The organism is Halomonas flagellata (assembly GCF_022487945.1).
Classification (GTDB): Bacteria; Pseudomonadota; Gammaproteobacteria; order Pseudomonadales; family Halomonadaceae; genus Halomonas; species Halomonas flagellata.
In genome coordinates this window covers 127,022-138,738 of the sequence record NZ_JAKVPY010000008.1, presented here as the reverse complement: position 1 = coordinate 138,738, position 11,717 = coordinate 127,022, and the positions used below count along the sequence as shown (strand labels likewise).

9 protein-coding genes are annotated in these 11,717 nt (G+C 67.6%); 1 reads left to right on the top strand and 8 read right to left on the bottom strand.

The features are described 5' to 3' along the window. Positions 1-213: 213 nt before the first annotated feature. Positions 214-2,421 (bottom strand): DNA helicase II, encoded by a 2,208-nt coding sequence (gene uvrD / locus MKP05_RS08745; RefSeq protein WP_240567944.1) that lies wholly within the window; start codon positions 2,419-2,421, stop codon positions 214-216. A 192-nt stretch (positions 2,422-2,613) separates the two neighbouring features. Further along, positions 2,614-3,477 (bottom strand): transcriptional regulator HexR, encoded by an 864-nt coding sequence (gene hexR, locus MKP05_RS08740; RefSeq protein WP_110284385.1) that lies wholly within the window; start codon positions 3,475-3,477, stop codon positions 2,614-2,616. Between the two features lie 272 nt (positions 3,478-3,749). Between hexR and MKP05_RS08735 the strand changes: the two genes are divergently transcribed. Continuing rightward, complete coding sequence (locus MKP05_RS08735) at positions 3,750-3,950, top strand: PA3496 family putative envelope integrity protein (protein ID WP_110284386.1); 201 nt, start codon at positions 3,750-3,752, stop codon at positions 3,948-3,950. 118 nt (positions 3,951-4,068) lie between these two features. Here MKP05_RS08735 and MKP05_RS08730 read toward each other — a convergent pair whose 3' ends face one another. From MKP05_RS08730 to MKP05_RS08705, 6 genes are all read right to left on the bottom strand, one after another. Next, a complete protein-coding gene (locus MKP05_RS08730; RefSeq protein ID WP_240567943.1) occupies positions 4,069-5,409 on the bottom strand; it encodes a sodium-dependent transporter in 1,341 nt (446 codons plus the stop codon). 192 nt (positions 5,410-5,601) lie between these two features. Further along, positions 5,602-6,471, bottom strand: a complete 870-nt coding sequence (locus tag MKP05_RS08725; RefSeq protein WP_240567942.1) for a DUF72 domain-containing protein — start codon at positions 6,469-6,471, stop codon at positions 5,602-5,604. Continuing rightward, positions 6,471-8,306 carry a glutamine--fructose-6-phosphate transaminase (isomerizing) gene (gene glmS, locus MKP05_RS08720; RefSeq protein ID WP_240567941.1) on the bottom strand — a complete coding sequence of 612 codons (1,836 nt, stop codon included), beginning with the start codon at positions 8,304-8,306 and terminating at the stop codon, positions 6,471-6,473. The genes MKP05_RS08725 and glmS overlap by 1 nt, the downstream gene beginning before the upstream one ends. An 11-nt stretch (positions 8,307-8,317) precedes the next feature. Further along, a complete protein-coding gene (glmU, locus tag MKP05_RS08715) occupies positions 8,318-9,688 on the bottom strand; it encodes a bifunctional UDP-N-acetylglucosamine diphosphorylase/glucosamine-1-phosphate N-acetyltransferase GlmU (RefSeq protein ID WP_240567940.1) in 1,371 nt (456 codons plus the stop codon). Positions 9,689-9,772: 84 nt separating this feature from the next. Next, positions 9,773-10,843 carry an FAD:protein FMN transferase gene (locus MKP05_RS08710; RefSeq protein WP_240567939.1) on the bottom strand — a complete coding sequence of 357 codons (1,071 nt, stop codon included), beginning with the start codon at positions 10,841-10,843 and terminating at the stop codon, positions 9,773-9,775. Between the two features lie 34 nt (positions 10,844-10,877). Further along, positions 10,878-11,675, bottom strand: a complete 798-nt coding sequence (locus MKP05_RS08705; RefSeq protein WP_240567938.1) for an undecaprenyl-diphosphate phosphatase — start codon at positions 11,673-11,675, stop codon at positions 10,878-10,880. Positions 11,676-11,717: the final 42 nt, after the last annotated feature.

Below are 11,717 nucleotides of genomic sequence, written 5' to 3'. Positions count from 1 at the left end.
CGGCAAGCCTCTCCGTTGACGTGCACGTCAACGGAGAGGCGCTCGGCGCCTAGGAGCCTGTTGGGCTTGACCGATCGTCGCGAGGAACACGAATTTCGAGACAAGTTTATCGATCTGATGAGGCGAATAGCCCGCTATTTAACGAATCAGATCGAATGAAGTTGGCCGAAAGGTCGGGTTTCGTAGTAGATCAGCGTTAAGTCCGACAGGCTCCTACAGAGGCGTCAGCTTGGCGAAGCCCAGCACCAGCCACTTGTCGCCCTCACCCTCGAAGCTGACCTGTACCCGGGCACGCTCCCCCTCGCCCTCGGCATTGAGGATCACCCCCTCGCCGAACACCGGGTGATGGACCCGCTGGCCCAGGCTCAGGTTGGGCAGGTCGCCGCCGCCGTTGACCGAGGTCTGGCGAGAGAGGCCCACGGCCGGGCGGCTGGCGGTCACCGGTCGCGAGATCTGCCCGCGCAGGCGCACCTCCTCGAGATACTCCTCGGGGAGCTCGCGCAGGAAGCGCGAGGGGCGCTGGAAGGTCTCCTTGCCGTGCAGGCGGCGCAGCTCGGCATGGGTCAGGTAGAGCTTGCGCATGGCCCGGGTCAGGCCCACGTAGCAGAGGCGGCGCTCCTCCTCGAGGCGCCCCGGCTCCTCCAGGGACATGCGGTGGGGAAACAGCCCCTCCTCGACCCCGGCGATGAACACCACCGGGAACTCCAGCCCCTTGGCCGAGTGCAGGGTCATCAGCTGCACGCAGTCCTCGAAGTCGTCGGCCTCGTGGTCGCCGGCATTGAGCGCCGCCTCGGCGAGGAAGGCCTCCAGCGCCACGCCGCCCTCGCCGGCCTCGGGAGGGTCAAGGGCCTCGCCCTGGGTGAAGGCACGGGCCGCCGTCACCAACTCCTCGAGGTTCTCGACCCGGGCCTGGCCCTTCTCGCCCTTCTCGCTGCGGTGGTGCTCGACCAGGCCGGAGACCTCGGTGACGTGGTCGATGATCTCGTGCAGCGCCAGCCCGGCGGTATCGTTGTCGAGACGCTCGATCAGGTCGGCGAAGGCCTTGACCGCGGTGCCGGCGCGGCCCCTGAGCGAGGCATCACCGATGCCGTCGTGCAGCGCCTGCCACAGCGAGACCCCGGTGTGCCGGGCCCGTTCACGCAGGAGCTCCACGGTGCGGGTGCCGATGCCGCGGGCCGGGACGTTGATCACCCGCTCCAGCGAGGCGTCGTCGTCGCGGTTGAGCAGCAGGCGTAGATAGGCCAGGGCATTCTTGATCTCCAGGCGCTCGTAGAAGCGCTGGCCACCGTAGATGCGGTAGGGGACGCCCTGGCGGATCAGGGTCTCCTCCAGCACCCGGGACTGGGCATTGGAGCGGTAGAGGATGGCGATCTCGCGGCGGGCGTGGCCCTCGTTCACCTGCTCCCTGATCGTGTCGACGATGAAGCGTGCTTCATCGAGATCATTGAAGCCCGCATAGACCGAGATCGGCTCGCCGCGGCTGCCGGCGGTCCACAGCTCCTTGCCCATGCGGGCGGTGTTGTGGCTGATCAGGGCGTTGGCGGCATCGAGAATGGCGCTGGTGGAGCGGTAGTTCTGCTCCAGGCGCACGGTGCGGGTGTCGCGGAACTCCTGCTCGAAGCGGCGGATGTTCTCGACCCGGGCCCCGCGCCAGCCGTAGATCGACTGGTCGTCGTCGCCGACCACCGTCATCGGCGTCTGCATCCCGGAGAGCAGCTTGAGCCAGGCGTACTGCAGGGTGTTGGTGTCCTGGAACTCGTCGACCAGCACATGGGCGAAACGCTCCCGGTAGTGGGCGAGCAGCGCCGGGTTGTCGCGCAACAGCTCCAGGCTCCTCAGCAGCAGCTCGCCGAAGTCGACCAGCCCGCCGCGCTCGCAGGTCAGCTGGTAACGCTCGTAGAGCTCGACCATCTGCCCCATGTAGGCGTCGCCGTGGACATCGACCTGGTGGGGGCGAAGCCCCTCCTCCTTGCAGCCCGAGATGAACGACTGCACCTGGCGCGGCGGGAAGCGCTCGTCGTCGATGCGGTGATCCTTGAGCAGCCGCTTGATCAGGCGCAGCTGGTCGTCGGCATCGATGATCTGGAAGTGCTGGGGCAGCCGGGCGTCCTGCCAGTGGGTGCGCAGCAAGCGGTGGGCGATCGAGTGGAAGGTGCCGACCCAGACGTGGCGCAGCGACAGGCCCAGCAGCGCCTCGAGGCGGGTGCGCATCTCGCGGGCCGCCTTGTTGGTGAAGGTCACGGCGAGCACCGCATAGGGCGAGAGCCCCTCGGCCTGCATCAGCCAGGCGATGCGATGCACCAGCACCCGGGTCTTGCCGGAGCCGGCGCCGGCCAGCACCAGCATGTTGCCCTGGGGGGCGCTGACCGCTTCGCGCTGGGCGGTGTTCAGGTGGTCGAGAATCGCCGTGACGTCGTCCATGGTGCGGGGAAAGCCGGGTCGAAAATGGAGACCCAGCTTAGCATATCGGCCAGCCCAATCATCGAGGCGAGCGGCGCCGGGGACAGGTCGAAGCGGAGGTCATTCGTCAGGGATGACGAATGTAGCGCCCAAGGATGGGTTCACAGCGCCTCCGCATAGACCTGTCGCCGGGAAAGCCGCGTCTTCAGGTGGCTACGGCTTGCCTTCCTGCTCGGGAAAGCGCAGCGGCGTCAGGCTCTTCTTCACCTCCCTGAGCTGCTCGGCGAGCTTGGGGCCACGGGTCTTGGCCACCCCCACGGCGAGCACGTCGACCAGCACCAGATGGGCGATGCGCGAGCTCATCGGGGTATAGATCTCGGTGTCCTCGTGGACATCGATATAGAGCGGCAGGGTGACCTCCTCGGCCAGCGGCGAGCCGCTGGGGCAGAGCCCGATCACCGTGGCCCCGGCCTCGCGGGCCAGGCGTACGCTGGCCACCAGCGCCCGGGTGCGGCCGGTCTGGGAGATGGCCACCACCACGTCGCCATCGCCCAGGGTCACCGCCGACATGTTCTGCATGTGCGGGTCGGCGTAGGCGGCGGTGGAGATCTGCAGGCGGAAGAACTTGTGCTGGGCGTCGAAGGCCACCGCACCGGAGGCGCCGAAGCCGTAGAACTCGACGCGGTTGGCCATGGCCAGGGCGTTGATGGCGCGGCTCAACGCCTCGTTGTCGAGCCGGTCACGCACCGACAGCAGGGTGCCCACGGTGGAGTCGAAGATGCTGTGGGAGAATTCCGCCACCGAGTCGCTGTCGTTCATCGAGAACTGGGCGAATTGGCTGCCGGTGGCCAGCATCTGGGCCAGCTTGAGCTTGAAATCCTGGAAGCCGTTGCAGCCCAGGGCACGGCAGAAGCGCACCACCGTCGGCTCGCTGACCTTGGCCTCGGTGGCCAGGTCGACGATGCGCATGTGGATGACTTCCTCGGGGTTGCGCAGCACGAAGCGCGCGACCTTCTGCTCGGAGCGGCGGAAGTGCTCCATGCGACGTCTCATCTCATCGAACAGGGCGCGGCTCACGCGGGACTCCTTGCTTGAGGGTCGCCGCGCCCGGGGGGCGAAGCGACGAAAACGATGGCGGGTTCATGGTCACAGTATGCCCCAAGCCGAAGGGCGATGCGCACTGGCCGCGGCATTCTGTCCAAGGGCGGCCCCGGGGCCTTGCGTTGGCACAGCGTTGCGTCCAATCGGCTCACGTCGTCATCATTCTGTCAAGTGCGGTATAGTAAGAAATGCAGTGTCGCGCAGCGTCCCTGAAGCCGGCACATTCACTGCAGACAGGAGAGTCGATCATGCGCAATGTCGAACGGTTAACCTCCCTGAAGAGTGAACTTCTCGACATCTTCATGAGCATGCAGGTCGCCGAACACGAGCAGCGCTCACGGACCGCCGCCCAGCGCAACCTGCGCGCCCGCCGCGGTATCGAGCTGCACAACGAGTTCAAGCGTCTGTCCCGGGACATCGCCCAGTTGCCCGAGGACGAGATGCACTGAACGGCCCGACCCATGGCGGGTCGAGGGAATTTCCGGACGCAGCGAGCCCCGCCAGGGCGGGGCTCGCAGGGGAACTTGCCCCCTTTGCCTCAGCCGCTTGCCTCGTGGCCCTGAGGCCTCACAGGCTCGAGACGAAGACCAGGACCACCCCGATGGGGGCCACGTAGCGCGCCACCAGATGCCAGAGCTTCTCGGCACCGCCGGCGAGATTCAGCTCGTCGGCCACGCTCTTGCGTTCCAGGCACCAGGCGACGAAGACGATCGCCCCCAGCCCGGTCAGCGGCAGGAGGATCTTGCTGGTGAAGGTATCCAGCAGGTCGAAGACATTGAGGCCGAACAGCACCGGCACGTTCCAGACGTTGAACGACATCAGCGCCGCGATGCCCAGCGCCCAGACCGCCACGCCGCCGGCCAGGGTGGCCATCACCCGGGTCAGCGGGGTGCGCTCCTCGACGAACTCCACCACCGGCTCCAGCAGCGAGATGGCCGAGGTCAGGGCCGCAAAGGTCAGCAACAGGAAGAACATCAGGCCGAGCACGGTGCCACCGGTCATGTTGCCGAAGGCCAGCGGCAGGGTGACGAAGATCAGCCCCGGGCCTTCGCCGGCGCTCAGGCCGTTGGCGAACACGATCGGGAAGATCGCCAGGCCCGCCAGCAGCGCGATGACGGTATCGAGGATGATCACCGTGCGCGCGGTACCCAGCAGGTTGACGTCCTCCCCCAGGTAGGAACCGTAGGCCATCATGATGCCCATGCCCAGCGACAGGGTGAAGAAGGCCTGCCCCATGGCGGCCAGTACCACACCGCCGGTGAGAGCACTCCAGTCGGGGCGGAACATGAAGGCCAGCGCCTCGCCGAAGTGGCCGGTGGTCATGCCGTAGCCGACCAGCACCAGCATCAGTACCACCAGGGCCGGCATCATGGTACGCACCGCCCCTTCCAGGCCCTTGGTCACGCCCCGCGCGACGATCCACACCACCAGCGCCATGAAGGCCGTGTGCCATAGCAGCAGCACGCCGGGGCTGGCCAGCAGGTTACCGAAGATGGCGCCCACGCCGTCGGCATCCTGGCCGGTGAAGGTGCCGGTCACCGAATTGAGGGTATAGGAGAGCGACCAGCCGCCGATCACGCTGTAGAAGGAGAGGATCAGGAAGGCCGCCAGTATCCCGCTGGCCCCCAGCAGCGCCCAGGCCCGGGGCTGCCCGCTCCTGCCGGCGAGTTCCGCCATGGCGTTGACGGGATTCTTCTGGGCGCGGCGACCGATCAGCCATTCGGCGACCAGGATCGGCATGCCGACCACCGCCACGCAGATCAGGTAGACCAGCACGAAGGCGGCGCCTCCGCTGTCGCCGACCATGTAGGAGAAGCGCCAGATATTGCCCAGCCCCACCGCGGACCCGGCCGCGGCCAGCACGAAGGTCATCTTCGATGACCACTGCGCGTGTGCGAGTTTCGACATGAATCACCTGTTGTTGTCTGTATCGATGTGCATTCGGTATTGATCTGTATCAGGCATGGAAATCAGCAATATCACGCTGCTTTATGCCATTAAGACCGCAAATCTATCCGATCATACGCTTGATGGCTAGCCATGAGGCAAGAAAGACGCAGCGGCTGTCGGGAGCCACCATCCCAGCCTCGGGTATCGGCCTCAGAATAGCCGCTCCTGACGTTCACCGGGGAAGTCCGGAAGCGGCGGCAACGAACAGTGTTCGACCAAGCGGGAATGGAGGCGCCGCGCCAGTTCCGGCGCCTGCCGGTTGTCGGGCGTATGCACAAGCAGGAAAGGGGTTTTCCCCTGTTTTATCCACAGGGCGAGGCGCTCGATCCAGGGCTGGAAATAGCGCTCATTGATGACCGGATCGACGTGACCGATGAAGCGCACCAGCGGCCTGTCTCCCGTGGAAAGCACGTGTAATGGGCGTTTCGGCTTCTCGCCCTGGGCCTTGAGCAGGCCGGGGTGGTCGCTGGCCGGGGTGGAGAAGAGTGGCCGCACATCGAGCATCACTCGGTCGGCGCCGTGAGTTATCAACAATCGGTTCAGGGCGATTTCGGCCGCCCCCTTGTGGAAAAATTCCCTGTGACGCACTTCCACCGCACAGGGAATGCCGGTGGGCCAGCGCGACAACAGGGCTTCCAGCTGGGATAGCTCATCGACCCCGAAATCCCTTGGCAGCTGGACCATCAGCGGGCCGAGGCGATCGTGCAGCGGAGCGAGGGCCGCCAGGAAACCGTCGAATTCGGCCTCGACCCCGGCCAGACGCCGCTGGTGGGTCAGGGCCGCCGGCAGCTTGAAACAGAAGCGGAAATCCGGCGGCGCCTGGCGCGCCCAGGCCGTCACCGTCTCGGCACGCGGCGCGCCGCTGTAGAAGGTGGTATTGCCCTCGACGGTGGAAAACACCCGGGCATACTCCTCGAGCATGCCGTCGCTGCCACCATGGGCCGGATAGAGGGTGCCACGCCACGCCTGCTTGGCCCACATGGGCAGGCCCAGATACAGGGACGGCGCGGGGTCGCCCATCACTCCACGGTAACGGATTTGGCCAGGTTGCGCGGCTGGTCCACGTCGGTGCCCTTGAGCACCGCCACATGGTAGCTGAGCAGCTGCAGCGGCACGGTGTAGACGATCGGCGCCAGCACCTCGTGGACATGGGGCAGGCGCAGTACCCGGATGCCTTCCTCTTCCTCCAGCTTCACCTGCTCGTCGGCAAAGACGAACAGCTCGCCGCCCCGGGCCCGCACCTCCTGGAGGTTGGACTTGAGCTTGTCGAGCAGCTCGTCGTTGGGGGCCACGGAGATGACCGGCATCTCGCTGTCCACCAGCGCCAGCGGGCCATGCTTGAGCTCGCCGGCCGGGTAGGCCTCGGCGTGGATGTAGGAGATCTCCTTGAGCTTGAGCGCGCCCTCGAGGGCGATGGGGAAGTGCGCCCCACGACCGAGGAAGAGCGCATGGTGCTTCTCGGCGAAGGCCGCGGAGAGCGCCTCGACCTGCGGGTCGAGCCGCAGTACCCGCTCCACCAGGCCGGGCAGGCCGCGCAGGGCGGCCACCAGCTCGGCCTGGACGCCCCCATCGAGCCCCTTGACCCGACCCAGCGCCAGGGTCAACAGCATCAGGGCGGTGAGCTGGGTGGTGAAGGCCTTGGTCGAGGCGACGCCGATCTCCGGGCCGGCCTGGGTCATCAGGGTCAGGTCGGACTCGCGCACCAGGGAGCTGCCCGGCACGTTGCAGATCGCCAGGCTGGCCAGGTAGCCGCGCTCGCGGGCGAAGCGCAGCGCCGCCAGGGTGTCGGCGGTCTCGCCGGACTGGGAGAGCGTCACGAACAGGGTGTCCTCCGGCACCACCACCTGCCGGTAGCGATACTCCGAGGCGACCTCGACCTGCACCGGTACCCCGGCGAAGCGCTCGAGCCAGTAACGGGCCACCATGCCGGCATGATAGCTGGTGCCACAGGCGACGATATGGATCTGGCGCACCCGGTCGAACAGCGCCTCGGCCTCGGGGCCGAAGCTCTCCACCAGCACCGACTGCTCGCCCAGGCGCCCCTCCAGGGCCGCGGCGATCACCGCCGGCTGCTCATGGATCTCCTTGAGCATGAAGTGGCGATAGTCGCCCTTGCTCGCCGCGCCGTCGCCGTGCTCGAAGGCCTGCACCTCGCGCTCGACCGACCGCCCCGCCGCGTCGAACACCGCAACGCCCCCCCGGGCGGAGAGTCGCACCACGTCGCCCTCCTGCAGGTAGACGTAGCGGTCGGTGACCTGCAGCAGGGCCAGGGGATCGGAGCCCAGGAAGGCCTCGTCGATGCCCACGCCCACCACCAGCGGGCTGCCCCTGCGGGCGCCGACGATGACGTCGGGCTCGTCGGCATGCATCACGGCCAGCGCATAGGCACCGTCGAGGTGTGCCAGCGCCCGCTGGACCGCGGCCAGCAGATCGCCGCTACTGTCGAACTCCCGGTCCACCAGGTGGGCGACCACCTCGGTGTCGGTCTCCGATGCGAAGACATAACCGGCGTCGCGGAGCTGCTGGCGCAGCGCCTCGTGATTCTCGATGATGCCGTTGTGCACCACCACCAGTCGCTCGCCGGACTGGTGCGGGTGGGCATTGACCTCGCTGGGCCTGCCGTGGGTGGCCCAGCGGGTATGGGCGATACCGCAGCGGCCGGGCAGCGGCTCGGCGGCGAGCCGCTCCTCGAGGGCCGCCACCTTGCCCACGGCGCGGCACCGCTGCAGGGTGCCCTGGGGGGACTGCACCGCCATGCCCGCCGAGTCATAGCCGCGATATTCGAGGCGCTTGAGCCCCTCGAGCAGGATGCCCTGGACGTTGCGCTCGGCGACGGCGCCGACGATTCCACACATGCGATCTCTCCTCAGGGTTCCTGGCGCTTGGTCGGCCGCGCCCAGTCGGCCTTGCTCACCTGGCGGCCGCGGGAGACCGCCAGGGCGTTGTCGGGCACGTCCTTGCTGATGGTGGAGCCGGCGCCGACGGTGGCTCCCTTGCCGATGCTGACCGGCGCGACCAGCGCGGTATTGGAGCCGATGAAGGCGTCGTCGCCGATCTCGGTGCGGTGCTTGTTGGCACCGTCGTAGTTGCAGGTGATGGTGCCGGCCCCGACGTTGACGTCGCTCCCCAGCGAGGCATCGCCCACATAGCTCAGGTGGTTGATCTTGCTGCCTTCTCCCACCTCGACATTCTTGGTCTCGACGAAGTTGCCGACCTTGGCCCCCACCGCCAGCCGCGAACCGGGACGCAGCCGGGCGAAGGGGCCGATGCGGTTGCGGCCGGCCACCACCGCGCCCTCGATGACGCTGTGGGGCTCGACCAGGGTCTCGGCACCGATGTGGCTGTCGCGGATCACGCAGTGGGGACCGATGCGCACCCCTTCGCCCAGTTCCACCTCGCCCTCGAAGATGCAGCCCACATCGATCTCCACGTCGTGGCCGCAGGTCAGGGTGCCGCGGATGTCGAGACGCGCCGGATCGAGCAGCGCCACGCCCTCGGCCATCAGCCGCTCGGCCAGCTCGCGCTGGTGGGCACGCTCCAGGCGCGCCATCTGGGCCCGATTGTTGACGCCCTCCACTTCGAGCGCCTGGGCCGGCTGGGTGGTGACGATCCTCACCCCCTCGGCCGCCGCCATGGCAATCACGTCGGTCAGGTAGTACTCGCCCTGGGCATTGTCGGCCGAGAGCTGCGGCAACCAACGTCTGAGCTGAGCCGCGGTCATGGCCATGATGCCGGTGTTGCACTCGCGGATGGCGAGCTCGGTCTGGGAGGCGTCCTTGTGCTCGACGATGGCCACCACCTCGTCCGCCTCGTTGCGCAGGATGCGACCGTAGCCGCCGGGCTCGGGCAGGGTCACGGTCAGCAGCCCCATGTGCTGGTCGTCGACCTCCTCGAGCAGCGTCGCCAGGGTCTCGCGACGAATCAGCGGCACGTCGCCGTAGAGCACCAGCACCTTGTCGTGGCCGAGCCCGTCCAGGGCCTGGGCGACGGCATGCCCGGTGCCCTTCTGCTCGGTCTGCAGGGCGAAGCGCACCTCGCAGTCGGCCAGTGCCTCGCGCACATGCTCGGCCCCGTGGCCGACCACCACATGGGTGCGATCGGCGGCAAGCCCCCGGGCGGTATCGATCACATGGCGCACCATCGGCTTGCCGGCCAGGCGATGCAGTACCTTGGGCAGCGTCGAGCGCATCCGCGTGCCCTGTCCGGCCGCCAGAATCACCACGTCGAGCGTCATCATGACTCCATGTCCATTCTCGTCAGTCGTTACATTCTAGATGGTTCCGGGCCCGGCACTCCATGCCGGCCTGGACTGGTTTGCCCCTCACCGCACCTCGAGGCCGAGTTCCTCGACCAGCGCCTCGCCGAAGGTTTCGACGAAGCCGGGGCTGACCCGGCTGCTCCAGCCCTCGTCCTCGCGTACGATCATCAGCACGGCGAGGCCCTGCTCCCTGGCCAGGGCCATCCCCTGCTCCTCGCCCAGCACCATCAGTGCCGTGGCCCAGGCATCCGCCCAGGCGTTGGAGGGGTGGGCCACCGTCACCGAGGCCAGCCGATGTGCGATGGGACGGCCGGTACGCGGATCGATGGTGTGAGAGTAACGCAGGCCCTCCTCCTCGAAGTAGTTGCGATAGTCGCCGGAGGTGGCGACCGAGATGTCATGCAGCGGCACCACATGCCGCGCTTCCCGGCGGTCGTCCAGGGGCGCCTCGATGCCGATGCGCCAGGGCGTTCCCTCGGCGTCACGGTAGCCCTTCGCCATCACCTCCCCCCCCAGGTTGACCAGGTAGTGCTCGATGCCCCGGCGGTCCAGGTAGGCCGCCACGCGATCCGTGCCGTGGCCCTTGGCCACCCCGGAGAGATCGATGAAGATGTCCCTCACGCGCCGCGCCTGGAGCCCCTCCACGTCGAGCTCGAAGCTGTCCGGGCCGACCTCGGCCAGCCGCTCGGCCAGGGTCTCGTCGTCGGGAATCTCCCGCGGGCGGGCCTCGGGACCGAAGCTCCAGAGATTGACCAGGCCACCCAGGGACATGTCGAAGGCACCATCGCTGGCCTCGGCCACCGCCTGGCCGATCGCCAGCACCTCGATCAGTTCGTCGGAGAGGGGTTGCCATTCCCCGACCGGCGCCTGGTTGAAGGCCACCAGTTCCGAGTCGTCACGATACGTGGACATGGAAGCATCCACCTCATCGAGCTCGGCGAGAAACTCCGTCTCGATCTCGCGCGCCTCGCCCTGGGTCAAGGGATCGGCGATGGTCACCTGGTAGAAGCTGCCGAAGACCTGCCCCTCCAGGCGCACCGGCGACTCCAGCGGCCTATCGCTCTCCGAGCAGGCCGCCAGCAAGGCGGCGAAGGCCAGCAGCAGCGTCAACGACAGCAGACGGGACGGGGTCATTGCTCAGGGTCTCCGGCAGGCAGGTGGTGCGAGCTTACCAGAACAACCACAGCAGCCAGAGTCCCAGCACGATGCGATAGACCACGAAGGGCTGCATGCCGATCCGGCGGATGAAGACCAGGAAGTAGTGGATGCAGAGGTAGGCACTGATGCCCGACAGCAGGCTGCCCACCACCAGGGTCGACCAGTCCACCGCCCGGTCCGCGCTGACCAGGCCGAGGATCTCGAGGGCGCTGGCGAGCACGATCACCGGAATCGACAGCAGGAAGGAGAAGCGTGCCGCCCCTTCCCGGCTCATGCCCAGCAGCAGCGCCGCGGTGATGGTGATCCCCGAGCGTGACGTGCCGGGGATCAGCGCCAGCGCCTGGGCGCCGCCGATCAGCAGGGCGTCCTTCAGGGTCAGCTGGTACTCGCTGCGCGCCCCGCGATGGCGCCAGTCGGCATAGCCGAGCAGCACGCCGAAGCCGATCAGGCCGGCGGCGATGATCAGCGGCGAGCGCATGCCGACCTCGATGGCGTCGTGAAAGACCAGGCCGACCACGCCGACCGGGATCGTCGCCAGCAGCACCCACCAGGCGAGGCGGGCATCCTCGTCGGCCGCCCGGCCGCGCAGCGAATCGGCCCAGCTGACGATCATCCTGCGCAGTTCGTGGCGGAAATAGAGCACCACCGCCGCCAGGCTGCCGAGATGCAGCGCGACGTCGAAGGCCAGTCCCTGGTCGTCCCACGGGGTCAGCACCGGTACCAGGATCAGGTGAGCGGAGCTGGAGATGGGCAGGAACTCGGTCAGTCCCTGAACGATCGAGAGAACGGCAACCTGGAGCCAGTCCATGGCGATTCCTGTGTGGATGGACGAAGCCGATGACGGCGAACA